Consider the following 24,472-nt stretch of genomic DNA (forward strand, 5'->3'; position numbering starts at 1 on the left):
AACCCCCACAACACCCAAACCCCTATTACTGTGTTGTTGTGTTGTTTTAATAGTTGTGATTTTCCGTTGTGGGGGGGGGCCCGCCGCAGGCGCACACCGCCCGCGGCGGACCCGCCACCCACCCCGTTACGCCAGCCCCCGTTACGCCACCCACCTCGTTACGCCAGCCCCCGTCGCGCCACGGCCGGCGCCCGGTGTCCGGCGATGGACGCCACCATGTCCAGGACGTCCCGTGTCTCCGCCACCTCGTGGACCCGGTACACCCGCGCCCCCAGCCACGCGGACACCGCGGTCGTCGCCAGCGTGCCGAGCAGCCGCTCCTTCACCGGCCGGTCGAGCGTCTCGCCGACGAAGTCCTTGTTGGAGAGCGAGACCAGCACCGGCCACCCCGTCTCCGCCATCTCGCCGAGCCGGCGCGTGGCCTCGAGCGAGTGCCGGGTGTTCTTCCCGAAGTCGTGACCGGGGTCGATCATGATCCCGTCCGGCCGGACCCCCAGTTCCACGGCCCGCTCGGCCAGTCCCACGGTCACCCGCAGGATGTCGGCCATCACGTCCTCGTACCCGGCCCGGTGCGGCCGGGTACGGGGCTCGGCGCCGCCCGCGTGGGTGCAGACGAGACCCGCCCCGTACCGCGCGGCGACCTCCGCCAGTTTCGGGTCGACCCCGCCCCACGCGTCGTTCAGCAGGTCCGCGCCCGCCTCGCAGACGGCCTCACCGACGTCGTGGCGCCAGGTGTCGACGCTGATCACCACGTCCGGGTGACGACGGCGCACCTCGGCGACGAAACCGACGGTGCGACGGGCCTCCTCCTCGGCGGTGACCTCCTCGCCGGGGCCGGCCTTCACTCCGCCGATGTCGATGATCGCGGCACCGTCGGCCACGGCCTGCTCGACCCGGGAGAGCGCGGGCTCGTCGAGGAAGGTGGCGCCCTGGTCGTAGAAGGAGTCCGGGGTGCGGTTCACGATCGCCATGATCACCGGCTCGTGCGCACCGAATTCGCGCCGCCCCAGCCTGAGCGCACCGCTTCGCATCCCGAGTCTCTCCCTGTGAATCCCCCGGCAGAGAGCCTGCCAGGACCGACTGCGACCCTAACTGTCAGTCCCTCATGGCACGATCGGACCCGGACGAAATTCCGCTCCCGGGGAGATGCGCGTGTTCTGGTTCTTGCTGCTCGCGATGGTGGTGGTGGTTGCCGCGGTCACCCTCGCGGTGGTCGGCGGAGGGAAGAGTGCCATCCTGCAGGACGTGGCGCCCGAGCAGCTGACGGATCCGCTGCCCGCGACGCGCCCGGTCGGCCGGGCGGATGTCGAGGCGCTCCGGCTGCCCGTCGCCGCCCGTGGCTATCGGATGGCCGATGTGGACGACGCGCTGGGCCGTCTCGGGGCCGAGCTCGCCGAGCGGGACGCACGGATCGCGGAGCTGGAGTCGGCGCTCGCCGGCGCCCAGGCCACCAGAGCCGGCCGTCCCGATCTCCTGAAGCAGCCCGAGGACCGCCCACAGGCGCCCTGGGAGGCGCCGGAGCCGTTCCCGCGGTCCCCGTCCCCGTCCGCGTCGGACGAGGGCCCACGCGACCCGGGCCCCGACGAGGAGGCCGGTCGATGAGCGGAGCCGAAGCGGCGGCGGACGGCGGGCTGCGCTGCCCGTGGGGTCTGGCCACCGAGGACTACCTCGTCTACCACGACACCGAATGGGGCCGCCCGGTCCACGGCGACGACGCCCTCTTCGAACGGCTGTGCCTGGAGGCATTCCAGTCCGGGCTGTCCTGGCTGACGATCCTGCGCCGCCGGGAGGGCTTCCGCAGCGCGTTCGCCGGCTTCAGCATCCCGAAGGTGGCGGCGTTCACCGACGAGGACCGGGAGCGGCTGCTCGCCGACGCGGGCATCATCCGCAACCGGGCGAAGATCGACGCCACTCTCGCCAACGCCCGGACGTTGTCCGGCTGGCAGGACGGCGAGCTGGACGAGCTGATCTGGTCGCACGCCCCCGATCGTGAGAGCCGCCCCGCCCCGCGCGTCCTCGGGGACGTGGCGGCCGTCACCGCGGAGTCCACGGCACTGTCGAAGGACCTCAAGAAGCGCGGGCTGCGGTTCATCGGTCCGACCACGGCCTACGCCCTGATGCAGGCGTGCGGCCTGGTCGACGACCACCTCGCGGACTGCGTGGCCCGCGGCGGCGGCTCAGTGGCGTAGAGCCGGAGCCGCTCTACCGGCCGAGGTACTTCGGCCTCTCCTTGTCGAGGAACGCCTGCACCGCGATCGTGTGGTCCTGCGACGCGCCCGCCCTCGTCTGGAGCTCGTCCTCCTTCTCCAGCGCCTCGCCCAGGGTGTGACCGGCCCCGTAGGCCAGCGACTCCTTGAGCGCGGCGTACGCCACCGTCGGGCCGTCCGCCAGGGCGCGGGCCACCGCGGTGGCCTCGGCGACGAGGTCGGCGGCGGGCACCAGCTTGTTCACGATGCCCAGGGCATGGGCGTCCTGCGCGGAGACGGAGCGCGGGAAGAGCAGCAGATCGGCGGCGCGGCTGTGGCCGATCAGCCGGGGCAGGGTCCAGGAGACGCCCGAGTCCGCCGTGAGGGCGACCTTGGCGAACGAAGTGTTGAACGAGGCGTTGTCGGCGGCGACCCGGTAGTCGCAGGCGAGTGCGAAACCGAAGCCCGCACCGGCTGCGGCGCCGTTGACGCCGGCCACGACAGGCTTCGGCATTTCGGTGAGCGCCCGCACGATCGGGTTGTAGTGCTCCTGCACCGTACTGAGCGCGTTGCCGCCGCCCGACGCACGGACCTCGGCCAGCTTCGAGAGGTGTTCCTTGAGGTCCTGGCCGACACAGAAGGCGCGCCCGCCGGCCGCGGTGAGAAGGACCGCCCGTACAGCGGTGTCGGCGCCGGCCGCCTGCAGAGCGTCGCGCAGGGCCACCTTGGCCGCGGTGTTCATGGCGTTCATCGCGTCGGGACGGTTGATCGTGATCGTCGCGAGTCCGTCGTTCACCGCGTAGAGCACGGAGTGGTCGTGATCAGCCATGTGGGGTCCCCTTTGCGCCTCGTTCAAAATGCCTGTCGAGGCAAGCATGGCCGACTTCGGCGGAGGCGAACATGTGACCTGCGTCTAACAATTCCGCTCCGATGAGGGGCGGATGGGGACGGAGTATCGCAGTCGGATCGCCGAATTGGGTGGTTTTGAGTGAGCGCGTTGCGCAAGCGATGCAGAGCGATGTTGGTCATCGGGGTCTGTGATGCGGGATAATGGCCTGGAAGCAATGTGTTCGATGCCGGTGAGGCAGCGCCTGTCATGGGGCCGCCGGTTGCGATGAGCTGGTTTCAGGAAGGGGAACGAGCATGGCGGCCATGAAGCCGCGGACGGGCGACGGCCCGCTCGAGGTGACAAAGGAGGGGCGGGGCATCGTCATGCGCGTTCCGCTCGAAGGCGGCGGTCGGCTTGTCGTGGAGCTGACTCCGGACGAGGCCGATGCGCTCGGCGATGCCCTCAAGAAGGTCGTCGGCTAGCAGAGGCGCCCACACTTCACCACTGCCCCGGCACGGTTTCCGTGCCGGGGCAGTGGTGTATTCGTTGACATGACGCGCTCTGCCGGGCGTGCCGGGCGCCGGCGCGCCGGTCAGCCGCGTCGTACCGCGCAGAGGAGTCCGTCGCCCACCGGCAGCAGCGTCGCCAACAGCTCCTGGCTCTCACGGACCGCGCGCAGCAGCTCGCGCAGGCGCAGCACCTCCGCGGGCTGGGCGGCGGAGTCGACCGTACGGCCGTCCGCGAAGACGCCCTCGAAGCAGACCAGACCACCAGGTCGCAGCAGGCGCAACGATTCAGCGAGGCAGTCCAGGCTCTCCAGCCGGTCGCCGTCGCAGAACACGAGGTCGTAACCGCCGTCCGCCAGCCGCGGGAGTACGTCGAGGGCGCGGCCGGGGATGAAGCGGGCCCGATTGGCGGCGAAACCCGCCGCGCGGAACGCCTCACGGGCGAACTGCTGGCGCTCGGGTTCCGGGTCGACCGTGGTCAGCACCCCGTCCGGCCGCATGCCCTGCAGCAGATAGAGGCCGGACACGCCCGTCCCGGTGCCGATCTCGGCCACCGCCTTGGCGTCCGTCGTGGCAGCCAGCAGGCGCAGCGCGGAGCCGGTGCCTGGCGACACCGAGCGAAGCCCGGCGTCCCGTGCCCGGTCCCGGGCCCAGCGCAGTGCTTCGTCCTCGGCGACAAAGGCGTCGGCGAACGCCCAGCTCGTCTGCCGGTTGGCGGTGATGACCCTCTCCTGTCCCCGTAGTTGGCGCAACGGTGACTGTATCCGCTGTACCCGGGAACCCGCAGATGGGACCGGGCGTTAGAGGAGGGCAGGGGAAAGCACCTGGACCGGGCCCGCAGATCGGGCCCCGGACCGGCGGGCGGTTCCCGGGGAAGACCCCGGCCCCAGCAGGAAAAAGGCTTATCCGGAGCTAACGGGCGAGGTGGCTATGGTAGGGGCTCCACTGGACACCACCAGAGCCGACAGGGGAGGTGCGGCTGCGCCTGTGGATCGGGGAGGAGTGCTGCGGCGCTTTCTCAGGTCGGCGGGTGAGCCGAAATCCGTGACCAACATTGCTGACCGTTCTTCCAACGACTCCGCACCGACCGCGACCTTCGCCTCAGATGCGGACTCCCAGGCGTGGACGCCGCCCTCATGGGAAGAGATCGTCAGCACGCACAGCGGTCGTGTCTACCGCCTTGCATACCGACTGACGGGTAACCAGCACGACGCCGAGGATCTCACTCAGGAGGTCTTCGTCCGGGTGTTCCGTTCGCTCTCGACGTACACACCCGGCACCTTCGAGGGCTGGCTGCACCGCATCACGACCAATCTGTTCCTGGACATGGTCCGCCGCAAGCAGCGCATCCGCTTCGACTCCCTCGGGGACGACGCCGCCGAGCGGCTGCCGAGCCGTGAGCCGTCGCCGCAGCAGGTCTTCAACGACACCCACTTCGACGCGGACGTCCAGCAGGCCCTGGACACCCTTGCGCCCGAATTCCGGGCCGCTGTCGTGCTCTGCGACATCGAGGGACTTTCGTACGAGGAGATCGCCGCGACACTCGGCGTGAAGCTCGGCACCGTACGCAGCCGTATCCACCGCGGGCGCTCGCACCTGCGCAAGGCACTGCAGCACCGCTCGCCCGAGGCCCGCGCCGAGCAGCGCTCGCTGGCGGGAGCCCTTGTGTCAGGGGAGGGCGGAACGGCGTGAGCGGCACAGGTCCGACCTCCGCGGAACAGCACTTGGGAGACCGCCTTGCCGCGCTTGTCGACGGCGAGCTGAAGCACGACGCCCGCGACCGGGTGCTCGCTCACCTCGCGACCTGCGCCAAGTGCAAGGCCGAGGCTGCCGCTCAGCGGCGCCTGAAGAGTGTCTTCGCGCAGTCGGCCCCGCCCTCGCCCTCGGAGGGGTTCCTTGCCCGGCTCCAGGGCCTTCCCGGCGGACCGGGTGGTGACGACGACAGTCGGGGAAGACCCATGGGCGGCCCAGGCCGCTTCGATGACGGGTTCTTTCCCGTGATGCAGTCCTCGGGCAGCCGAGCGCAAGCACCCTCGGACGGCTCCCCGCCGGCCGCCTTCGGCTACCTCCCGACTCTGCACGGCTCGACCGCGGTGCTGCCGGCCGGACCGGCCGCTTCCGTCTTCCGCATCCACGAGGTCGGCCGCGAGGGCGATCGCTCACCGTGGCGTGGACGCCGGTTCGCCTTCGCGGCGGCCAGCGCCGTTTCGCTGGCCGCCATCGCACTCGGCGGCGCCCTGCCGACGGACGCCGGCACCGAGACTCCGACCCGGGCCGAGGGCCCGGGCAGCACCGTGGCCCCGATCGACGCCGACGCCCGGGCCGGGAGCGGCACCGTCAGCCGTCGCGGAGGCGGCAGCCACGGCACGCTCGCCGCGGCCGGCACCGACCGCCCGTTCTCGCTCGCGGTGAACGCCGCACCGCTGGCCTTCACCTCGGCGCCCTCCCTGCTCGGCGCCGGCGGTCTCAACGGGAGTTCGTTCGCCCTTCCCGTCCAGTCCACCGTGTCCGCGCCCTCGCTGATACGTCCCGACGCGAGCAACCCGCTGTTCGCACGTGCCCTCGGCAGCGGACTGGTCCCGGCGGAATCCGCCGCGCCCTCCGCCGAGCCGTCGCGGACCCCCACATCGGCCGCCGGAGCACCGGCCCCCGCCGAACACGGCCTGTCGCTTTCGCCCCGCCGCTGATGAAGGTCCGCGTACGGGGCTGCGCAGGGCATCCGTAAACCTGGTTGAATTCCGGCAGGATTTTCGGAGGGACGCCCCTGTCGGGGTGTGCAGAGGCCGGTTACGGCAGTTGCGGGGAGAGCATGGACGACGGGAAGACCACCGAGCCGAAGGCGAAGTGGTGGAGCCGGCCCGCGCCGGGACGCAGCACACGCACAGCGCCTCAGGAGCCGTCGCCCGTCGAGGACGCGATTCCTCCGGCTCCCCCGGCAGATGCTCCGGCCGCGGGTGAGGCACCCCAGGCCGCGCCGCACGGGGCCGTGGGACCTGAGGCCGTGACAGCCGAGCCGTCGTCAACCGCTGCAACCGAGACCTCGGCAACCGCGACCGGGATGCCCGCGGCCGAGACGTCCGGGACCGAGATGCCCGGGACCGTGGCGCCCGCGCCACAGGCCGCGCAGCCGCTCCACGAACCCGACCAGTACAGCACCCCGCCCTACGGTGGCCCCGGCCCCTGGGCGCCCGCACCGCCCGTGCAGTGGCCGACCCCGGCGCACGGCACCCCCGTACCCCCGGTCTACACGGGAACGAACGGCTCGGGCATGGCGCTCCCGCCCGCCCCCGCGCCCGCCTTCCAGGCCCCGCCCCCTCCTCAGCCGCACCCCCAGGCCCCGGCTGCCCACCCCCAGCCGCACCCTCACTCTCAGCCGCACTCCCACCCCCAGCCGCAATCCCAGCCCCCGTCGCCCCAGTGGCTCCAGTACGACCCCTGGGGCGCGCCCCGGCAGCCGCTCATCACCCAGCCCGGGCCGCCGCTCGGCCCCGACGGCCGCCGGAAGAACCGGCGTGGACCGGTCCTCGTCGGCGCACTGCTCCTCGCTCTGGTGGCGGGCGGCATCGGCGGCGGTATCGGCGCCTACATAGAGCGCAACGGCGGCCTCACCGCGGTCGAACTGCCCCAGGACGAGCGGAACGGCGGCGGACGCGCCCCCGACAGCGTCGCGGGCATAGCGGCGAGCGCCCTGCCCAGCGTGGTCACCCTGCACGTCAGCGGCACCACCGAATCCGGCACCGGCACCGGCTTCGTCCTCGACGACCAGGGCCACATCCTGACCAACAACCACGTGGTCGCCCCGGCCGGTTCCTCCGGCGAGATCACCGTGACGTTCAGCGGCGGCGAGACGGCGAGCGCCGAGATCGTCGGCAAGGACAGCGGCTACGACCTGGCCGTGGTCAAGGTCAGCGGCGTCTCCGGACTGAAGCCCCTGCCCCTGGGCAACTCCGACAACGTGCAGGTCGGGGATCCGGTGGTGGCGATCGGCGCCCCCTTCGACCTGTCCAACACCGTCACCTCCGGCATCATCAGCGCCAAGGACCGGCCGATCACCGCCGGCGGCGAGAAGGGCGACGGCAGCGACATCAGCTACGTCGACGCGCTCCAGACGGACGCCCCGATCAACCCGGGCAACTCCGGCGGCCCGCTGGTGGACACCGACGCGCACGTCATCGGGATCAACAGCGCCATCCGCGCCGCCGACAGCGGCTCGACCACGGAGGGCGGGCAGGCCGGCTCCATCGGCCTCGGCTTCGCCATCCCGATCAACCAGGGCAAGCGTGTCGCCGAGGAGCTCATCAACACCGGGAAGGCCACCCACCCGGTGATCGGTGTGAGCCTCGACATGAAGTACACGGGAGACGGCGCCAAGGTCGGGCCCGAGGGCGCCGACGGCAAGTCCTCCGTCACCGAGGGCGGTCCCGGGGCCAAGGCGGGCATTCAGCCGGGTGACGTCATCACCGAAGTGGACGGCAGGCGGGTGCACAGCGGCGAGGAGCTGATAGTGAAGATCCGCTCGCACCGGCCGGGCGACCGGCTGAAGCTCACGCTGACCCGCGGTGGTAAAGACCTGTCCATGACTTTGACTCTCGGCTCGGCAACGGGCACGTGACCGCCATGAGGAGCTACCGCCCGGACAGTTTCGCCGGGTACCGTGGGCCGTGTCCGGACCTCATCCGACCTGGTCGCGGAGAACACGAGGAGCCGCAAGGTGTTCAATGACATAGGCCCACTCGAGCTGGTGGCGCTCGCGATCATCGGCGTGCTCGTCTTCGGCCCGGACAAGCTGCCCAAGGTCATTCAGGACGTCTCGGGCTTCATCCGCAAGATCCGTGAGTTCTCGGAGAGCGCCAAGGAAGACATCCGCACGGAGCTCGGGCCGGAGTTCAAGGACTTCGAGTTCGAGGACCTCAACCCCAAGACGTTCGTCCGCAAGCAGCTCATGGACGGCAACGACGATCTGGGGCTGAAGGAGATCCGGGAGAGTTTCGACCTGCGCAAGGAGGTCGCCGAGGTCACCGACGCGGTGAACGGGCGCGAGACTCCTGCCGTCGAGGCGAAGAGCGGCGTGTCGGCAGCTTCCGCGGTCACCGCAGCGAACGGCTCGCCGGGCGCTCCCGACCTGCTCAAGAAGCGTGAGCAGCCCGCGAAGACGGACCACCCGCCGTTCGACGCAGACGCCACCTGACACCGGTCAATCCCGACTCGTCCGGACGGTATGGCTATTCTCCATCTGTCCGGTTGTGAGTACGCCCGCGGGGGGCGGGCCGCTCCGGACCTTGACGATCGAGGAGGCGGCCGGGCAGATGGAGACAACGAGTCGGGTGGGCGCGGAAGGTACGCCGGACACGGTCGCGGCGGAGGGGGTGCCGGCGGCCCGGCTCACGGTCGACGGCTATCTGCAGGCGCCGTTCCCCTGGTACGGACTGGACGAGGCCTTCACAGGACCCCGCTGGCTGATGCAGGTGGGCACCGCGGCGGACGGCACGGTGCAGCACGGCTCGACCGGTCACGGTGACGAACCGTCGGTACGGGGCGGCGACACCGGTGCGGACAAGCAGCGGTTCGCGGTCGTCGTGACCGTGGCCAGCAGCCCGGTGCGGCGCAGCGGCGACGGGACGGGCGTCCTGGACGCGACGACGGTCTCCTCCGCGGCCTGGCTGGCCGGCTCGGGCCTGCTGGCCTACACGTGGCCCCCGCAGATGGACCACACCCTGCGCGACGACTGGCTGGACCAGCAGACGGAGACGGCGTTCGAGCTCGCCGACGACCTGGACGGCCCCGCGTGGTCGGCGCTGTCCCTGCCGGTCGACGGTGTGCCGGTGCCCTTCCACTACCGCGAGTCCGAGTTCGGCTGGGTGCTGGCGGGGTCGGCGCAGGGCGTCCACATCGGGGCGTACGGGCGGGGGATGAGCGCGTACGGGCTGGGGTTCTCGGTCGTCGAGGACATCGCGTCGTACGCGTAGCGGCCGGGCGGTTCACGCACAACGCACAAGGTGCCGGGACCCAAGGGTCCCGGCACCTTGTGCGTTGTGCCCGCGGTCAGAACTTGTTGCGCGGGGTGATGCCCAGGGACATGCCGGACAGGCCGCGCTGACGGCCGCCCAGCTTGTCCGCGATGGAGCGCAGGGCCTTGCCCGCCGGGGAGTCGGGGTCGGACAGGACGACGGGCTTGCCCTCGTCGCCGCCCTCGCGCAGCCGTACGTCGATCGGGATGGAGCCGAGCACCGGCACCTCGGCGCCGACCGTCTTCGTCAGCCCCTCGGCCACCCGCGCGCCACCGCCCGACCCGAACACGTCGACCATCTCGTCACAGTGCGGGCACGGCATGCCCGACATGTTCTCGACGACGCCGACGATCTTCTGGTGGGTCTGTACGGCGATCGAACCGGCCCGCTCGGCCACCTCGGCCGCGGCCTGCTGCGGGGTCGTGACGACGAGGATCTCCGCGTTCGGCACCAGCTGGGCCACGGAGATCGCGATGTCACCGGTGCCCGGCGGCAGGTCGAGCAGCAGGACGTCCAGGTCGCCCCAGTACACATCGGCGAGGAACTGCTGGAGCGCGCGGTGGAGCATCGGGCCGCGCCACACCACCGGGGCGTTGCCCGGGGTGAACATGCCGATGGAGATGACCTTCACGCCGTGCGCCGACGGCGGCATGATCATGTTCTCGACCTGGGTCGGCTTGCCGTCCGCACCGAGCATCCGCGGCACGCTGTGCCCGTAGATGTCCGCGTCCACGACACCGACCTTGAGCCCGTCGGCCGCCATCGCCGCCGCGAGGTTCACCGTCACCGAGGACTTGCCGACGCCGCCCTTGCCGGAGGCGACCGCGTACACCCGGGTCAGCGAGCCGGGCTTGGCGAACGGCACCTCGCGCTCCGCCGTGCCGCCGCGCAGCGAGGTCGCGAGATCCTTGCGCTGCTCGTCGCTCATGACGTCGAGCGTGACCTCGACCCGGGACACCCCCTCGACGAGAGCGACCGCGTCCGTCACGTTCTTCGTGATCGTCTCGCGCATCGGGCAGCCGGAGACGGTGAGATACACCGTGACAGCGACCACACCGTCAGGATCGATCTCGACCGATTTCACCATGCCGAGTTCGGTGATCGGACGGTGGATCTCCGGGTCGTTCACTGTCGCCAGTGCCTCAAGCACCGCGTCTTCCGTAGCCATACCGACGATGGTACGGCGCCCGTCGCTACGCGCGGGTAGCCCCGTCAGCGGTCTTCGTCACTCTCGGCGGGCTGCAGCGCCCTTCGGTCGTCCAGGTCCTTCACCAGGTCCTCCAGTTCGGACCGGATCCAGTCGCGCGTGGCGACCTCCCCGAGGCCCATCCGCAGCGCGGCGATCTCCCTGGTCAGGTACTCGGTGTCGGCGATGGAGCGCTCGTTCTGCTTGCGGTCCTGCTCGTGTGTGACCCGGTCGCGGTCGTCCTGCCGGTTCTGCGCGAGGAGGATCAGCGGGGCCGCGTACGAGGCCTGGAGCGAGAGCATCAGGGTCAGGAAGATGAACGGGTACTCGTCGAACCGCAGGTTCCCGGGCGCGAAGATGTTCCACACGACCCAGAGGATGATGATCAGCGTCATCCAGACGATGAACCGTCCGGTGCCCAGGAAGCGCGCGATGCGCTCCGAGAACCGGCCGAACGCCTCGGGGTCGTACTCCGGCAGCAGCCGGCGGCGCGGGGACTTGGGCTGGTCGAGCCGGGCCCTGGGGGTGCGCGTCAGCGCCGTCGAGCCGTTCGACGCCCTGGAGCGGTCCTCACCGGTCACGGGGCACCCCCTCGCGGCCGTGGAAGTCGGTCTCCCGCCAGTCGTCGGGCAGCAGGTGGTCCAGGACGTCGTCGACCGTCACCGCGCCGAGCAGTGAGCCGCTCTCGTCCACCACGGGTACCGAGACCATGTTGTACGCCGCCAGGTAGCTCGTCACCACCGACAGCGGGGTGTCCGGGGGAAGTGCCACCAGGTCGCTGTCGACGAGCGAGCTGACCAGGGTGAACGGCGGGTCCCGCAGCAGCCGCTGGAAGTGCACCGTGCCCAGGTACTTGCCCGTCGGCGTCTCGTCCGGCGACCGGCACACGTACACCTGCGCGGCGAGTGCAGGGGACAGGTCCGACTGGCGGACCCGGGCGAGCGCGTCGGCGACCGTCGCGTCCGGCCGCAGGATGATCGGCTCGGTGGTCATCAGACCGCCCGCGGTCCGCTCCTCGTACGACATGAGGCGCCGCACGTCGGCCGCGTCGTCCGGGCGCATCAGCGTCAGCAGCCGCTCCTTGTCCGCCTCGGGCAGTTCGGAGAGCAGGTCCGCCGCGTCGTCGGGGTCCATGGCCTCCAGGACGTCCGCGGCGCGCTCCTCCTTGAGCTTGCCGATGATCTCCACCTGGTCGTCCTCGGGGAGCTCCTCCAGGACGTCGGCGAGCCGGTCGTCGTCCAGGGCGGCGGCGACCTCCGCCCGGCGCTTGGGGGAGAGGTGGTGCAGGGCGTTGGCCACGTCGGTGGGACGCAGCTTCTCGAACGTGGCGACCAGCGACTCCGCGCCCTGCCCGTCCTCCTCCAGCGAGAAGCCGCTGACGGCCGACCACTCGACGGTCAGCGTCTCGCCCTTGCGGCGCAGCGCCCCGCCCCGGCCCTTGCGGACGAAGTACTTGTCGATCTCCCAGTCGCGGCGGGCCGGCAGCTGCTGGATGGCCACGTCCAGGACGGTGACCTCCTCGCCGGTCTCCACCAGGCTGACCCGCCGGTCGAGGAACTCGCCGAGCACCAGACGTTCGGTGGGCCGCTGCTCGAAGCGCCGCATGTTGACCACGCCGGTCGTGATGACCTGCCCCGACTCGATGCCCGTCACCCGGGTCATCGGGAGGAAGATCCGGCGCCGGCTCACCACTTCGACCACGATGCCGAGCAGCCGGGGCGGCCGGCCGCCGACCCGGAGCATCGCGACCAGGTCGCGGACGCGTCCCACCTGGTCCCCGTTGGGGTCGAAGACCGGCACGCCGGACAGGTGCGAGACGAAGACGCGGGGAGTGCCCGGTGCCATGCCTGCGCCTCCTCGTTCGCTGCCGGGCTCGGAGCGTCCGGCTGTCGGGGGCGGCGTCCCCGACAGCCGGAGACTCTTACGTATCCGGTCTGTTCCGACAGTTATTGCACCCTTATGACGTGATCAGGCTAGCCCGTACCGCTCCGTGGTGCCCTGGCGAGCCGTCCGTACGGCTCTCTGCCGGAAGACGTGGGCCGCACGGGTACGCTGCCGTCTGCCACCCCCCGCCATGCAGATGAGAGGCAGTGCGCCTGTGACCTCTTTTGTCCCGCCCGTCCGTGCCCGCCGCCGGACCGCCGCCCTCGCCCTCGTGCTCTGTGCCGGGCTGACCGCGGCCCTGACCGCGTGCGCGGGTGAGGACCCGGACAAGGGGACCAACGGTGTCGGCAGACTGACCGGGCCGGAGATCGAGAAGAAGGCGCAGACGGCGGCGGACTCCGCCGACGCGGTCCGGCTGGCCGGCACGCTCGTGAGCAAGGGCGGCACGTACAAGATCGACATGCAGCTCAAGAACAAGGGCGGTGCGGGCTCCGTCACCTCGAAGAACAGCACCTTCGAGCTGCTGCGGATCGGTGACGAGCTCTACCTCAAGGCCGGCGCGGGCTTCTGGAACCACGACGACGAGAAGGACGCGGACGCCGGGAAGACGAGTGACGCGGATGGCGCCGCTGCGGACAAGCTGGACGACAAGTACGTGAAGGTCCCCGAGGACGACCCCACGTACAAGCAGCTGCGTGGCTTCACGGACAAGAAGGTGCTGCTCGACGGGCTGCTCACGCTGCACGGCGAGGTCGGCAAGGGCGACCGCGACAAGGTCGGCGGTGTGCGCACCATCCGCATCCTGGGCGGCAAGGGGGAGGGGGGCGCCCTGGACGTGTCCCTGGAGGGCGCCCCGTACCCGCTGAGCTTCGCCCGCGGTGGTGGCGGGGGTGTCATCACGCTCGCCGACTGGGGCAAGGACTTCACGCTGGCGGCCCCGGCCGAGGACGAGACGGTCGACTACGGGCAGCAGCTGCCGAAGTCCTCGTCGTAGCTACGACCTGCGCAGGCGTCGTGGCTACGACTTGCGCAGGGATTTCTTCAGCAGCCGCGGCAGCCCGGCGGGCACCGGCAGCCGCGTGGTCGCGGTGGTGGGCAGGGGGGCTGCCGCCCCCGAGGTGTCGGGCAGTTCCGTACGGGAGTCGAGCGGCGTCAGCCGTACGATCCGGCACTCGCGCGCCCACCGCTCGGGCATCTGCTCGGCGTCCGGTGCGTTGAGCCGCTTGCCCTTGAGCTCGGCGACCGCGGCCTCCCACTCCTCGGAGTGCGGTGCGAGCTGCGCCACCGAGGCCGACCAGGCGACGACACGGCCGCCCTTGTCCTTGCTGCGGACGGTCACCTCCGCGGTGGAGCCGTCGGCGAGTCCGGCCGGGAGCGGCTGCTCGCCGGGGCCGTCCCCGACGAGCAGCGCCGCCCCCTCGTGCCACACGTGCCACAGCGCCCGCGCGGGGCCGGTGCCGCGCACCCAGACGAGGCCCGACTTCTTGGTGGCCTCCTCGACGAGGGCGGGCCCGAGCAGCGTGTCAGCAGCAGTCATGGGCAGAGCTTAGACGCCCCTCGGCGTACGGGTCAGAGCCAGCCGTTGCGCTTGAGCATGCGGTGGATGGAGAAGCAGACCACGCCGATGAACCCCATCACCATCGGGTAGCCGTACGTCCAGCGCAGCTCCGGCATGTGCTTGAAGTTCATGCCGTAGACGCCGCAGATCATCGTCGGTACGGCGACGATGGCAGCCCAGGACGTGATCTTGCGCATGTCCTCGTTCTGCGCGACGGTCGCCTGCGCCAGGTTCGCCTGGAGGATCGAGTTCAGCAGCTCGTCGAAGCCGATGACCTCCTCCTGCACCCGGACCAGGTGGTCGGCGACGTCCCGGAAGTACTTCTGGATGTCCGGGTCGATCAGCCGCATCGGCCGCTCGCTGAGCAGCTGCATCGGGCGCAGCAGCGGCGAGACGGCCCGCTTGAACTCCAGCACCTCGCGCTTGAGCTGGTAGATCCGGCCCGCGTCCGAACCGCGCGGGCTGCCCTTGTCCGGGGTCGAGAAGACCTCGATCTCCACCTCGTCGATGTCTTCCTGCACCGCGCCCGCCACCGCGATGTACCCGTCGACGACATGGTCGGCGATGGAGTGCAGGACCGCGGACGGACCCTTGGCGAGCAGCTCGGGGTCGTCCTGCAGCCGGTGGCGCAGCGCACGCAGCGAGCCGTGGCCGCCGTGCCGCACGGTGATGACGAAGTCCCTGCCGGTGAAGCACATCACCTCGCCCGTCTCGACGACCTCGCTGGTCGCGGTCAGCTCTGCGTGCTCGACGTAGTGGATCGTCTTGAAGACGGTGAACAGCGTGTCGTCGTACCGTTCCAGCTTCGGCCGCTGGTGGGCGTGGACGGCGTCCTCCACGGCGAGCGGGTGGAGGCCGAACTCCCGGGCGATGTCCGCGAACTCCTCCTCGGTCGGCTCATGGAGGCCGATCCAGGCGAAGCCGCCGTTCTCCCGGACGCGGAGCATCGCCTCGTGCGGCGTACGGCACGTGCCCTCCACCTCGGCGATACGGCGGCCGTCGCGGTAGACCGCGCAGTCGACGACCGCGCTGGATGCGGACGGGTCGCGCGTGGTGTCGTAACCGCTGTGCAGGGTGTTGGTCTTGCGCAGGGACGGGCGCACCACGGCGCGCAGGTCACGGATCATCGACATGGCTGGCTCCTTCACGGAGGGCCGCCGGAGCAGGCGTGGAACAGCCCGGAATGGGGACGTGGGCTCACGTCCGCAAAGCGGGCGGCACCGCGGAGGCACGACGACGGCGTTCGCTACAGACAGGCAAAAAGGGAGTGCTCTTCCGTCGTGCGAAATGCCGGAGGCCTTGACCGAGAAGGCGTCAGATCACAGAAGAAAGGTGTCGAGCGGAAGAGCGGCTGGTACTGCACGGTCGACTTGGATCCACCGCAGCCCCACCTCCTCCGGTCGGTCCCCCGTGGGGGATGACGTTTCGTCGGGACTTGAGAGCGACGCTTCTGCGTGCTGTCCCGACCGGCACCCCAGGCTAGCAGCCGGTACAGGGCCAATCCCTTACTTTGCCCGTTCCATACGCGTCCTATGCTCACGGCATGGCAGAAATTCTTGCGCTGGTCGAGGCACGTCTGCGGACGGCCCTGGGTGAACCGGACGCACGCGCAGCAGTGACGTTTCTCGGGACGGACCGGATCGAGGTGCTCCGATTCATCGACGGCGACGTGGTGAGGTACGCCACCCTCGGCATGTCCGCCCAGCCGATGGCCGATCCGACGGCGACGCTGGCCGACCCGGTCAAGGGCCCGCGCGCCGAACTGGTCCTCTCGGTACGGGTTGGCCTGGCCGACACCGACCAGGTGCTGCGCAAGCTCGCCGTGCTGGCGGCCTCGCCCCAGGTGGAGGGCGTGATCGTGGCTCCCGGCGCCTCCCTGGACGTGGGTGAACCGCTGTGGCCCGGGGCGCCGTTCGGCTCCGTGCTGGTCGCCGAGTCGGGAGGCCTTGTCGAGGATCTGGAACTGGACGAGCCGATGGAGCCGGTGCGTTTCCTGCCGTTGCTGCCGATGACGCACAACGAGGCGGCCTGGAAGCGGGTCAGGGGCGCTCAGGAACTCCAGGAGCGGTGGCTGTCGCAGGGGACGGATCTGCGTGATCCGCTGCGGGCCTCGGTCGCCCTGGACTGAGACGAACGGAACACGGGCGCCCCGCCGCGCGGCCGGGAGGGTCGTGGGCGGGGCGGTACGGGGCGCCGGCCGGTCAGTTGGCGAAGACCGTGACGCCGTCCTCGGTGGCGTGCTTCGGCTCCAGCTCCTCCGCTTCGCGCGACAGTGCCGAGCGCCGGACCCGGATGACGACCGCGCCGAGCAACGCCGCGGCGGCGGCGACCACGAACGGGATGTGGATGTTGCTCCACTCCTCGATCTTCGGGGCCAGGTAGGGAGCGGCGGCGGCCGCGAACCAGCGGACGAAGTTGTAGCCGGCGCTGGCCACCGGGCGCGGCGCGTCCGAGACCCCGAGCGCCAGCTCCGTGTAGACGGTGTTGTTCATGCCGATGAAGGCGCCGGAGACGATGGTGCAGACGATCGCCGTGGTGTGGTTGCCGTACCCGAGGATCACCAGGTCCGCGGCGAGCAGCACCAGCGAGCCGCCGACCACCTTGAGCGACCCGAAGCGCTTCTGCAGCCGCGGCGCGACGATCACCGAGAAGACCGCCAGCAGCAGACCCCAGGCGAAGAAGACGGCACCGGACTTGTACGGCGTCATGTTCAGCACGAACGGGGTGAAGGCCAGGATCGTGAAGAACGCGTAGTTGTAGAAGAACGCCGAGGTGGCGACCGAGGCGAGCCCGCCGTGGCCGAGCGCCTTGACCGGGTCGAGGAGCGAGGTCTTGCGGGCGGGCCTGGGCTGTTCCTTGAGGAACGCCGTGATGCAGACGAAGCCGATCGCCATCAGGGCGGCCGTTCCGAAGAACGGGTAGCGCCAGCTCGCGTCGCCGAGCAGCGCCCCGAGCAGCGGCCCGCAGGCCATGCCGAGGCCGAGTGCCGATTCGTACAGCAGGATCGCCGCCGAGCTGCCGCCCGCCGCCGCGCCCACGATCACCGCGAGCGCGGTCGATACGAAGAGGGCGTTGCCCAGGCCCCAGCCGGCCCGGAAGCCGACGAGCTCCGCGACGGAGGAGGAGGTGCCGGAGAGCGCGGCGAACACCACGACGAGCGCGAGACCGGCCAGCAGCGTCTTGCGTCCTCCGATGCGGCTGGAGACGAACCCGGTGACGAGCATCGCGACGGCTGTGATCAGGAAGTACGAGGTGAACAGCAGGGACACCTGGCTCGGTGTCGCCTCCAGTCCCTTCGCGATGGACGGGAGAATCGGGTCCACCAGGCCGATTCCCATGAACGCGACCACGGATGCGCCCGCTGTGGCCCAGACGGCCTTCGGCTGGCGCAGGATGCTCGCCGTTCCCTGTTCGAACGGATCCTCTCCCTGCATGGGGCTTCTCGCTCTCCACTAGGTCGGTGTGTTGTGCACAGAATAAGTTAGAGCGTCTAATAAATGCAAGCTACATCTAAATCTGCTGGTCGGAGGCACGCTGCGGAAGGGTGATCGTCCTTGACGCGGCGACGGCCGGGGAGGACCGTTGGGCGCTATGAGGGGCGAACCCAGTTGCCCGAAGTGCGGAGGCCGGGTCAAGGTGCCCGGTTTCTTCGACGACACCTGGCAGTGCGACGCGCACGGCAGCGTGCACCCGATGCAGCCGGTCGTCCCGCCCAGCGTCGAGGGGCTCGGGGTGGTGGTGCACCGCGCCCAGGTGCCCGTATGGATGCCCTGGCCGCTGCCGGTCGGCTGGCTGTTCACCGGCGTCGCTGCCGCGGGGGACGACCGCAGTGGCGGCCGGGCCACCGCCGTCGCCTGTTCCGGGCCGGGGCCGCTCGGCGGAATCGGTGAACTGCTGCTCGTCGCCGAGGAGCTCGGTGTCGGGCTGGGCGCGCGGTACGCCGGGATCGACGGCCCGGACCCGGGGCCGCTGCTGCGGGTCGACGGCCCGCCGGACGTCAAGGTGCTCGCCGCCGGCCGGCCGACCCCGCTCTGGCACGTGAAGGACGCCCCCGCCGACCGGGCGGTCTTCGCCGGTGAGGCGCGCGGGCTCTGGCTCTGGGCGATCGTGTGGCCCGAGCAGTCGGGCCTGCTGATGTACGACGAGCTGGTGCTGACCGATCTGCGCGACGCCGGGGGAGAGGTCGACCTGGTGCCCTGCGGGGCCCTCACGCCCCGGCTGCTGACGGGGCCCTGAGCGGGCCGGGGCGGGCCCGCTCGCCGGTTATCCTTGAGCGTCCCCCACCCGGCTGCGAGCACTGGAGTACGTGTCGTGCGCATCGATCTGCACACCCACTCCACCGCGTCGGACGGTACGGACACCCCCGCCGAACTGGTGCGCAACGCGGCCGCCGCGGGGCTCGATGTCGTCGCCCTCACCGACCACGACACCGTCCGCGGTCACGAGGCGGCGAAGGCGGCGCTCCCCGAGGGCCTCACCCTGGTCACCGGCGCCGAGCTCTCCTGCCGCGTCGACGGCGTGGGGCTGCACGTGCTGGCGTACCTCTTCGACCCCGACGAACCCGAGCTGGCGCGCGAGCGCGAGCTGGTGCGCGACGACCGGGTGCCGCGCGCGCGGACCATGGTGCGCAAGCTCCGGGAGCTGGGCGTCCCGGTCGAGTGGGAGCAGGTCGCACGCATCGCCGGGGACGGCTCGGTCGGGCGGCCGCACATCGCCACCGCACTGGTCGAGCTCGGCGTCGTCGAGACCGTCTCCGACGCCTTCACGCCCGAGTGGCTCGCCGACGGCGGGCGCGCGTACGCCGAGAAGCACGAACTCGACCCCTTCGACGCGATCCGGCTGGTCAAGGCCGCCGGCGGTGTCACCGTCTTCGCCCACCCGGCCGCCGTCAAACGCGGCGAGGTGGTCCCCGAGTCGTCGATAGCGGCGCTTGCCGCGGCGGGACTCGACGGCATCGAGGTCGACCACATGGACCACGACGAGCCGACCCGGGCCAGGCTGCGCGGACTCGCCCGCGAGCTCGGGCTGCTGACCACCGGGTCCAGCGACTACCACGGCAGCCGCAAGACCGTGGCGCTCGGCGAGTACACAACCGACCCCGAGATCTACGGCGAGATCACCCGGCGCGCGACGGGAGCCTTCCCGGTGCCGGGGGCCGGCGGACCCGTCGCCTCGTAACGGCCCACGCGCCACCCCTTCACGCCCCCGCCCGCCGTGCGGTGCGACCGTGTGACACCGCTCGTTCCCCTCTCGCGCACCGGCCCGCCGCCGCTGCTGTCGCACCGTGCGGCGGCCGTCCGCCCCCGGTGCGCTCCTCCCCGCCGCATTTCCGCTCTCTCCTCGCAAGGCTCACTGTGTTCGACGTCGCTGTCTTCGGATCCCTCTTTCTCACCCTTTTTGTGATCATGGATCCGCCCGGGATCACCCCGATCTTCCTCGCCCTCACCGCAGGCCGTCCCGCCAGGATGCAGCGCAGAATGGCGCTGCAGGCGGTCGCCGTCGCCTTCGGCGTGATCGCCGTCTTCGGGCTGCTCGGCCAGCAGATCCTGGACTACCTGCATGTCTCGGTCCCCGCGCTGATGATCGCGGGCGGGTTGCTCCTGCTGCTGATCGCGCTCGATCTGCTGACCGGCAAGACCGACGAGCCGACGCAGACCAAGGACGTCAACGTGGCGCTCGTCCCCCTCGGCATGCCGCTGCTCGCAGGACCCGGAGCGATCGTCTCGGTGATCCTCGCGGTGCAGCACGCCGACACCGTCGGCAGCCAGATCTCGGTCTGGACGGCGATCATCGCCATGCACGTCGTGCTCTGGCTGACCATGCGCTACTCGCTGCTGATCATCCGGGTCATCAAGGACGGCGGCGTCGTGCTGGTCACCAGGCTCGCCGGCATGATGCTGTCCGCCATCGCCGTCCAGCAGATCATCAACGGCGTCACCCAGGTCATCCAGAACGCCTGACCCGGCCCCGGACACCACAGCGCCCCCGCACGGACATCCGTGCGGGGGCGCTTCGTCTTTGTACGTCGGCGTCTTTACTACGTCGGCAATGCGTTACGAAGCCGAGGTTTCGGCCGGGCGGATATAGATGCGCTGGCCGATTGCTGCGGCCTGCTGCACGATCCGGTTGACGGAGGCGGCGTCCACGACGGTGCTGTCCACGGCGGTACCGTCGACATCGTCGAGTCGCATGATCTCGAAGCGCATACGGCTTCCCTTCGTCTGATCCTCCTGCTGGAGAACTACTGGGAGGACGGGTGGCCCGTCCGCAAGGATGAGGAGCGCAGGCATCTCTGTCTCGCGCCCCACGGGGTGTACAACGACTTGCTCCCTGCAATCATTCCCTACGCTAAGGAAATTTTTTGGATGTCTAAGTACCAGCAGGTAATCGAGCATGCGTGGACGACGGATTCCGCGACGAGGCCCGTATGAACGAGGCAGAGATCGGCGATCGTCTGGACCGCACCAACGAACTGCTCCAGCGCGTGCTCGCCGAGGTGTCGAAGACCCCGTCGACCCACGCGATCTTCGTGGACGCGGGCTATGTGTACGCGGCGGCCGGGCTGCTCGTCACCGGCACCGAGGACCGGCGCTCCTTCGACCTCGACTCCGAAGGGCTGATCGAGGCCTTCATCGACAAGGCCCGCACGATCTTCGCGGACAGCAGGCTGCTGCGCGTGTACTGGTACGACGGCGCCAGGCGCCGGATCCACACCGTCGAGCAGCAGTCCATCGCCGAACTCCCCGACGTCAAGGTCAGGCTGGGCAACCTCAACGCCAACAACCAGCAGAAGGGCGTCGACTCGCTCATCCGCACCGACCTCGAATCCCTCGCCCGCCACCGTGCCATCAGTGACGCCGCGCTGGTCGGCGGCGACGAGGACCTGGTGTCTGCCGTCGAGGCCGCGCAGGGGTACGGAGCCCGGGTCCACCTCTGGGGCATCGAGGCCGGAGAAGGGCGCAACCAGGCCGAACCGCTGCTCTGGGAGGTCGACAGCCAGCGCACCTTCGACCTCGACTTCTGCCGTCCGTACGTGACCAGACGCCCCGTCACCACCTACGAGGAGGACGCCCCCGCGCCCTCACGCGAGGACGTCCGTTTCGTCGGGGCGCAGATCGCCGCCACCTGGCTCTCCGCACGCGGCCGTGAGTCCCTGGCCGACCTGCTTCCGGGGCATCCGTATCTGCCGGGCTCCGTCGACCAGGACCTGCTGGTCGAGGCCGAGCGGCTGCTCCAGCACTCGCTGCGCGGCCACGCCCATCTGCGCCGGGCGTTGCGTGACGGCTTCTGGCAGCACCTTCAGGCGCAGTACTGACGTCGGCCGCCCGAGTGTGCCACCCGTGTCCCCGCAGTCGCTTACAGGCTGTCCCAGAAGGAGACGAGCGCGGCCGCCGTCGGCCCCGGCCGGTCCGTGTTGGGGGAGTGCTCGGCGCCCTCGATCCGGGTCCGGCGCGCGCCGAGGCGTACGGCCGTCTCGTCGAGCAACGGGACCGGCCAGACGTCGTCGCGTTCGCCGGAGATCACATGGACGGGCAGTCCAGTGGCGGCGAGCTCGGCCACCCGGTCCGGTTCGGCGGCGAGTTGGCGGCCGGTGGCGATCAGCTGTGCGGGGTGGTGGCGCAGCCAGCGCCGCCGCAGGTCCTCGCCGTCCGTCTCCGCCTCGGCCGGCGGGTCGAAGGCGCGCATGGCGGTCCAGACGTCGTCCATGCTCATCGTGGCGAGCGCGTCACCGAGGATCTTCAGCTTGACCTGCTGGGCCTCGACGACCTCGGCCGGACCTGAGGACATCAGGGTGAGCGAACGGAACGGTGCCGGGTCCAGGAGCACGGCGGCGCGCGCGATCTGCCCGCCGAGTGAGTGGCCGAGCAGGTCGACCGCGCCGTCCCCGAGACCGAGTGCCGCTGTCTGCGCGAGCACGTCACGGGTCAACTCGTCCTGGCTGTAAGCCTCCTGACGGTCCGTCCCATCGGTCTCGTACTGCCCGCGCCCGTCGACCGTGACGGCGCGGTAGCCGGCGTCTGCGAGTGGTTGCAGCAACGCGATGAAGTCCTCCTTGCTGCCGGTGTATCCGGGCAGCAGGAGGACGGTGCCCCGTGATGGCGCACGCGGCACCGCGTCCAGCACGGCGAAGTCCCCGCGCTCGGTGTGCAGTGCGCGGGGACGGGCGCAGGGGGGCGGGGTGAAGGTGGGTGGCCTGCTCATGGCACGAGGTTACGACCGCGCGGGAGGTCCGTCATGCCGTGGAACGCCGGACGGGCCCGAGTCGATCTCTCGGGCCCGTCCGGCGATCCTTGCGTAGTACGTGCTCAGCCCTCGGACTGGGCGGCAGTCGTCCGTGGGGCCCGGCGACGGCGCGGCTTCGCCTCGCCCTCGGCGGCCGGCGTCTGCGCCACGGTCTCCGTCTTCGGCTTCGCTGCCGCACGGGGGCGGCGGCGTGGCCTGGAGTCCGACTCGGGCTCGGCGATCGGCGCGATCTGGAAGTCGACCTCGTCCTCGACGGGCTTGATCACCCGGGCGCGGCGGCGCGGCTTGGTCACCGTCGCGGCGGCGGGGGCGGGCTCGGCCACGGGAGCGGTCTGGAAGTCGACCTCCTCCGCCACCGGCTTGACGACCCGGGCACGGCGGCGGCGCGGCTTCGTCTCGGCCGCCGTCTCCGTCTCGATCTCGATCGCGGTGTCGACCACGACCTCGGCCTTGGCCGCCCTGGTCCTGGTCCGCTTCTTCGGCTCGGCGGCCTCGGGCACGGGCTCGGCGTCGATGATCACGGCCGGAGCCTCGGCCACGGCCACCGCTGCCTCGGCCGCGATGTCCGCGGCGCCGACACGTCCGCGCCGACGGCGGCGCGGGGTACGCGGCTCGGACGGGCCGTCAGCGGCCTCGGGAGCCTCGACGGCCTCCGTGGCCGGTGCGGGCACCGTCACGGCGCCCTCCTCCGCACTCGAACCGCCCCGGGTGCGACGACGCTGACGCGGCGTACGCGGAGCACGCTCCTCGCGGACCGCGGGGGCCGACGCGGCGGCGGACTTGCGGCCACGGCCGCCCGTCTCGCCGAGGTCCTCGAGCTCTTCGGCCCGCAGACCCGCACGCGTCCGCTCGGTGCGCGGCAGGACACCCTTGGTGCCGGCCGGGATGTCGAGCTCCTCGTACAGGTGCGGGGAGGTGGAGTACGTCTCGGGCGGGTCCGGGAACTTCAGGTCCAGGGCCTTGTTGATCAGCTGCCAGCGCGGGATGTCGTCCCAGTCGACCAGCGTGATCGCGATGCCCTTGGCACCCGCACGGCCGGTCCGGCCGATCCTGTGCAGATAGGTCTTCTCGTCCTCGGGCGACTGGTAGTTGATGACGTGGGTGACACCCTCGACATCGATACCGCGGGCCGCGACGTCGGTACAGACGAGCACGTCGACCTTGCCGTTGCGGAAGGCGCGCAGCGCCTGCTCGCGGGCGCCCTGGCCGAGGTCGCCGTGGACCGCGCCGGAGGCGAAACCGCGCTTCTCCAGCTGCTCGGCGATGTCGGCCGCGGTGCGCTTGGTGCGGCAGAAGATCATCGCGAGCCCGCGGCCGTTGGCCTGGAGGATGCGCGAGACCATCTCGGGCTTGTCCATGTTGTGCGCGCGGTAGACGTACTGCGCGGTGTTCTTGACGGTCGTGCCCTCGTCGTCGGGCGACGTGGCGTTGATGTGCGTCGGCTGCGACATGTAGCGGCGCGCGAGGCTGATGACCGCGCCCGGCATGGTCGCCGAGAACAGCATCGTCTGGCGCTTCGCCGGCAGCATCGTGATGATGCGCTCGACGTCGGGCAGGAAGCCCAGGTCGAGCATCTCGTCGGCCTCGTCGAGGACGAGGGCGCGGACCTGCGACAGGTCGAGCTTGCGCTGGCCGGCCAGGTCGAGCAGACGGCCCGGGGTGCCGACGATCACGTCGACGCCCTTCTTGAGGGCCTCGACCTGGGGCTCGTACGCCCGGCCGCCGTAGATGGCGAGAACGCGGACGTTACGCACCTTGCCGGCGGTCAGGAGGTCGTTGGTGACCTGCTGGCACAGCTCGCGGGTCGGGACGACGATCAGCGCCTGCGGGGCGTCGGTCAGCTTCTCGGGCTTGGCCCGGCCCGCCTCGACGTCCGCGAGGACGGTGACGCGCTCCAGCAGCGGCAGGCCGAAACCGAGCGTCTTGCCGGTGCCGGTCTTGGCCTGCCCGATGACATCGGAGCCGGAGAGCGCTACGGGGAGCGTCATCTCCTGGATGGGGAAGGGGGACGTGATGCCGACAGCCTCAAGGGCTTCGGCCGTCTCGGAAAGGATACCGAGGTCTCGGAACG

Annotated in this window: 26 protein-coding genes; 14 read left to right on the forward strand and 12 right to left on the reverse strand. The window is 70.7% G+C overall.

The window, feature by feature from the left end:
- Positions 1–158: 158 nt before the first annotated feature.
- Complete coding sequence (gene folP / locus ABT025_RS32800; RefSeq protein WP_326658114.1) at positions 159–1,031, reverse strand: dihydropteroate synthase; 873 nt, start codon at positions 1,029–1,031, stop codon at positions 159–161.
- Positions 1,032–1,152: 121 nt separating this feature from the next.
- Between folP and ABT025_RS32805 the strand changes: the two genes are divergently transcribed.
- Positions 1,153–1,602 (forward strand): hypothetical protein, encoded by a 450-nt coding sequence (locus tag ABT025_RS32805; protein WP_351002296.1) that lies wholly within the window; start codon positions 1,153–1,155, stop codon positions 1,600–1,602.
- Positions 1,599–2,189 carry a DNA-3-methyladenine glycosylase I gene (locus ABT025_RS32810; RefSeq protein ID WP_351002297.1) on the forward strand — a complete coding sequence of 197 codons (591 nt, stop codon included), beginning with the start codon at positions 1,599–1,601 and terminating at the stop codon, positions 2,187–2,189. The genes ABT025_RS32805 and ABT025_RS32810 overlap by 4 nt, the downstream gene beginning before the upstream one ends.
- 13 nt (positions 2,190–2,202) lie before the next feature.
- Here ABT025_RS32810 and chcB read toward each other — a convergent pair whose 3' ends face one another.
- A complete protein-coding gene (chcB, locus tag ABT025_RS32815; protein ID WP_351002298.1) occupies positions 2,203–3,015 on the reverse strand; it encodes a 2-cyclohexenylcarbonyl CoA isomerase in 813 nt (270 codons plus the stop codon).
- Positions 3,016–3,329: 314 nt separating this feature from the next.
- Here chcB and ABT025_RS32820 point away from each other — a divergent pair, with 314 nt between their 5' ends.
- Positions 3,330–3,497: a DUF3117 domain-containing protein gene (locus ABT025_RS32820; protein WP_003966491.1), complete on the forward strand. Its 168-nt coding sequence runs from the start codon at positions 3,330–3,332 to the stop codon at positions 3,495–3,497.
- A gap of 110 nt (positions 3,498–3,607) precedes the next feature.
- Here ABT025_RS32820 and ABT025_RS32825 read toward each other — a convergent pair whose 3' ends face one another.
- Positions 3,608–4,273: an O-methyltransferase gene (locus tag ABT025_RS32825; protein ID WP_327708990.1), complete on the reverse strand. Its 666-nt coding sequence runs from the start codon at positions 4,271–4,273 to the stop codon at positions 3,608–3,610.
- 178 nt (positions 4,274–4,451) lie between these two features.
- Here ABT025_RS32825 and sigE point away from each other — a divergent pair, with 178 nt between their 5' ends.
- The 5 genes from sigE to ABT025_RS32850 all read left to right on the forward strand — a co-directional run bounded on the left by sigE (position 4,452) and on the right by ABT025_RS32850 (position 9,487).
- Positions 4,452–5,213, forward strand: coding sequence for an RNA polymerase sigma factor SigE (sigE, locus tag ABT025_RS32830; RefSeq protein WP_328896188.1), 762 nt, complete (start codon positions 4,452–4,454; stop codon positions 5,211–5,213).
- A complete protein-coding gene (locus ABT025_RS32835; protein ID WP_351002299.1) occupies positions 5,210–6,208 on the forward strand; it encodes a zf-HC2 domain-containing protein in 999 nt (332 codons plus the stop codon). The genes sigE and ABT025_RS32835 overlap by 4 nt, the downstream gene beginning before the upstream one ends.
- Before the next feature lie 122 nt (positions 6,209–6,330).
- On the forward strand, positions 6,331–8,133 hold the full coding sequence (locus ABT025_RS32840; protein WP_502972081.1) for a S1C family serine protease: 1,803 nt from the start codon (positions 6,331–6,333) through the stop codon (positions 8,131–8,133).
- A gap of 99 nt (positions 8,134–8,232) precedes the next feature.
- Positions 8,233–8,709, forward strand: coding sequence for a sec-independent translocase (locus ABT025_RS32845; protein ID WP_351002301.1), 477 nt, complete (start codon positions 8,233–8,235; stop codon positions 8,707–8,709).
- Positions 8,710–8,827: 118 nt separating this feature from the next.
- On the forward strand, positions 8,828–9,487 hold the full coding sequence (locus ABT025_RS32850; RefSeq protein WP_351002302.1) for a hypothetical protein: 660 nt from the start codon (positions 8,828–8,830) through the stop codon (positions 9,485–9,487).
- Between the two features lie 76 nt (positions 9,488–9,563).
- Here the strand turns inward: ABT025_RS32850 and ABT025_RS32855 are convergent, their stop codons facing one another.
- The 3 genes from ABT025_RS32855 to ABT025_RS32865 are packed head-to-tail and all read right to left on the reverse strand — an operon-like array spanning position 9,564 to position 12,560.
- On the reverse strand, positions 9,564–10,697 hold the full coding sequence (locus ABT025_RS32855) for an Mrp/NBP35 family ATP-binding protein (RefSeq protein ID WP_351002303.1): 1,134 nt from the start codon (positions 10,695–10,697) through the stop codon (positions 9,564–9,566).
- A gap of 44 nt (positions 10,698–10,741) precedes the next feature.
- On the reverse strand, positions 10,742–11,296 hold the full coding sequence (locus ABT025_RS32860) for a DUF1003 domain-containing protein (protein ID WP_351002304.1): 555 nt from the start codon (positions 11,294–11,296) through the stop codon (positions 10,742–10,744).
- Positions 11,286–12,560 (reverse strand): magnesium transporter MgtE N-terminal domain-containing protein, encoded by a 1,275-nt coding sequence (locus tag ABT025_RS32865; protein WP_351002305.1) that lies wholly within the window; start codon positions 12,558–12,560, stop codon positions 11,286–11,288. The genes ABT025_RS32860 and ABT025_RS32865 overlap by 11 nt, the downstream gene beginning before the upstream one ends.
- A 253-nt stretch (positions 12,561–12,813) precedes the next feature.
- On the opposite strand from ABT025_RS32865, the gene ABT025_RS32870 reads away from it, so the two are divergent.
- Positions 12,814–13,593 (forward strand): hypothetical protein, encoded by a 780-nt coding sequence (locus ABT025_RS32870; RefSeq protein WP_351002306.1) that lies wholly within the window; start codon positions 12,814–12,816, stop codon positions 13,591–13,593.
- Between the two features lie 24 nt (positions 13,594–13,617).
- Here ABT025_RS32870 and ABT025_RS32875 read toward each other — a convergent pair whose 3' ends face one another.
- Entirely contained in the window at positions 13,618–14,136 is a 519-nt protein-coding gene (locus ABT025_RS32875) for a hypothetical protein (RefSeq protein WP_351002307.1), read from the reverse strand.
- A gap of 32 nt (positions 14,137–14,168) precedes the next feature.
- A complete protein-coding gene (locus ABT025_RS32880; protein WP_351002308.1) occupies positions 14,169–15,290 on the reverse strand; it encodes a magnesium and cobalt transport protein CorA in 1,122 nt (373 codons plus the stop codon).
- A 410-nt stretch (positions 15,291–15,700) separates the two neighbouring features.
- Here ABT025_RS32880 and ABT025_RS32885 point away from each other — a divergent pair, with 410 nt between their 5' ends.
- A complete protein-coding gene (locus tag ABT025_RS32885; RefSeq protein WP_351002309.1) occupies positions 15,701–16,285 on the forward strand; it encodes a suppressor of fused domain protein in 585 nt (194 codons plus the stop codon).
- A 73-nt stretch (positions 16,286–16,358) separates the two neighbouring features.
- Here the strand turns inward: ABT025_RS32885 and ABT025_RS32890 are convergent, their stop codons facing one another.
- A complete protein-coding gene (locus ABT025_RS32890; RefSeq protein WP_351002310.1) occupies positions 16,359–17,591 on the reverse strand; it encodes an MFS transporter in 1,233 nt (410 codons plus the stop codon).
- Positions 17,592–17,748: 157 nt separating this feature from the next.
- Between ABT025_RS32890 and ABT025_RS32895 the strand changes: the two genes are divergently transcribed.
- The 3 genes from ABT025_RS32895 (at position 17,749) to ABT025_RS32905 (ending at position 20,117) form a co-directional block, all read left to right on the forward strand.
- The gene (locus ABT025_RS32895) at positions 17,749–18,393 is read left to right on the forward strand and encodes a DUF6758 family protein (RefSeq protein ID WP_351002311.1); all 645 of its coding nucleotides are present in this window, start codon (positions 17,749–17,751) and stop codon (positions 18,391–18,393) included.
- Between the two features lie 75 nt (positions 18,394–18,468).
- Positions 18,469–19,335, forward strand: coding sequence for a PHP domain-containing protein (locus ABT025_RS32900; protein WP_351002312.1), 867 nt, complete (start codon positions 18,469–18,471; stop codon positions 19,333–19,335).
- Between the two features lie 176 nt (positions 19,336–19,511).
- Positions 19,512–20,117, forward strand: a complete 606-nt coding sequence (locus ABT025_RS32905) for a MarC family protein (RefSeq protein WP_351002313.1) — start codon at positions 19,512–19,514, stop codon at positions 20,115–20,117.
- 93 nt (positions 20,118–20,210) lie between these two features.
- Here ABT025_RS32905 and ABT025_RS32910 read toward each other — a convergent pair whose 3' ends face one another.
- The gene (locus ABT025_RS32910) at positions 20,211–20,363 is read right to left on the reverse strand and encodes a DUF8834 family protein (RefSeq protein ID WP_177328023.1); all 153 of its coding nucleotides are present in this window, start codon (positions 20,361–20,363) and stop codon (positions 20,211–20,213) included.
- Positions 20,364–20,584: 221 nt separating this feature from the next.
- Between ABT025_RS32910 and ABT025_RS32915 the strand changes: the two genes are divergently transcribed.
- Entirely contained in the window at positions 20,585–21,472 is an 888-nt protein-coding gene (locus tag ABT025_RS32915; RefSeq protein WP_326738581.1) for an NYN domain-containing protein, read from the forward strand.
- Positions 21,473–21,513: 41 nt separating this feature from the next.
- Here ABT025_RS32915 and ABT025_RS32920 read toward each other — a convergent pair whose 3' ends face one another.
- Positions 21,514–22,359: an alpha/beta fold hydrolase gene (locus ABT025_RS32920; protein WP_351002314.1), complete on the reverse strand. Its 846-nt coding sequence runs from the start codon at positions 22,357–22,359 to the stop codon at positions 21,514–21,516.
- Between the two features lie 104 nt (positions 22,360–22,463).
- Positions 22,464–24,389 carry a DEAD/DEAH box helicase gene (locus ABT025_RS32925; protein ID WP_351002315.1) on the reverse strand — a complete coding sequence of 642 codons (1,926 nt, stop codon included), beginning with the start codon at positions 24,387–24,389 and terminating at the stop codon, positions 22,464–22,466.
- Positions 24,390–24,472 lie beyond the last annotated feature (83 nt).

Source organism: Streptomyces sp. NPDC002809 (assembly GCF_040295435.1).
GTDB lineage: Bacteria > Actinomycetota > Actinomycetes > Streptomycetales > Streptomycetaceae > Streptomyces.

What these genes read in the sequence shown, in the direction of transcription:
- ABT025_RS32810 (WP_351002297.1), top strand. Translation starts at nt 1,599, where the DNA reads ATGAGCGGAGCCGAAGCGGCGGCGGACGGCGGGCTGCGCTGCCCGTGG.
- ABT025_RS32840 (WP_502972081.1), top strand. Translation starts at nt 6,331, where the DNA reads ATGGACGACGGGAAGACCACCGAGCCGAAGGCGAAGTGGTGGAGCCGG.
- ABT025_RS32855 (WP_351002303.1), bottom strand. Translation starts at nt 10,697, where the DNA reads ATGGCTACGGAAGACGCGGTGCTTGAGGCACTGGCGACAGTGAACGAC.
- ABT025_RS32925 (WP_351002315.1), bottom strand. Translation starts at nt 24,389, where the DNA reads ATGACGCTCCCCGTAGCGCTCTCCGGCTCCGATGTCATCGGGCAGGCC.
- ABT025_RS32885 (WP_351002309.1), top strand. Translation starts at nt 15,701, where the DNA reads ATGGCAGAAATTCTTGCGCTGGTCGAGGCACGTCTGCGGACGGCCCTG.
- ABT025_RS32910 (WP_177328023.1), bottom strand. Translation starts at nt 20,363, where the DNA reads ATGCGCTTCGAGATCATGCGACTCGACGATGTCGACGGTACCGCCGTG.
- ABT025_RS32890 (WP_351002310.1), bottom strand. Translation starts at nt 17,591, where the DNA reads ATGCAGGGAGAGGATCCGTTCGAACAGGGAACGGCGAGCATCCTGCGC.
- ABT025_RS32915 (WP_326738581.1), top strand. Translation starts at nt 20,585, where the DNA reads ATGAACGAGGCAGAGATCGGCGATCGTCTGGACCGCACCAACGAACTG.
- sigE (WP_328896188.1), top strand. Translation starts at nt 4,452, where the DNA reads ATGGTAGGGGCTCCACTGGACACCACCAGAGCCGACAGGGGAGGTGCG.
- ABT025_RS32880 (WP_351002308.1), bottom strand. Translation starts at nt 15,290, where the DNA reads ATGTCGATGATCCGTGACCTGCGCGCCGTGGTGCGCCCGTCCCTGCGC.
- ABT025_RS32850 (WP_351002302.1), top strand. Translation starts at nt 8,828, where the DNA reads ATGGAGACAACGAGTCGGGTGGGCGCGGAAGGTACGCCGGACACGGTC.
- chcB (WP_351002298.1), bottom strand. Translation starts at nt 3,015, where the DNA reads ATGGCTGATCACGACCACTCCGTGCTCTACGCGGTGAACGACGGACTC.
- ABT025_RS32920 (WP_351002314.1), bottom strand. Translation starts at nt 22,359, where the DNA reads ATGAGCAGGCCACCCACCTTCACCCCGCCCCCCTGCGCCCGTCCCCGC.
- ABT025_RS32865 (WP_351002305.1), bottom strand. Translation starts at nt 12,560, where the DNA reads ATGGCACCGGGCACTCCCCGCGTCTTCGTCTCGCACCTGTCCGGCGTG.
- ABT025_RS32875 (WP_351002307.1), bottom strand. Translation starts at nt 14,136, where the DNA reads ATGACTGCTGCTGACACGCTGCTCGGGCCCGCCCTCGTCGAGGAGGCC.
- ABT025_RS32895 (WP_351002311.1), top strand. Translation starts at nt 17,749, where the DNA reads ATGAGGGGCGAACCCAGTTGCCCGAAGTGCGGAGGCCGGGTCAAGGTG.
- folP (WP_326658114.1), bottom strand. Translation starts at nt 1,031, where the DNA reads ATGCGAAGCGGTGCGCTCAGGCTGGGGCGGCGCGAATTCGGTGCGCAC.
- ABT025_RS32820 (WP_003966491.1), top strand. Translation starts at nt 3,330, where the DNA reads ATGGCGGCCATGAAGCCGCGGACGGGCGACGGCCCGCTCGAGGTGACA.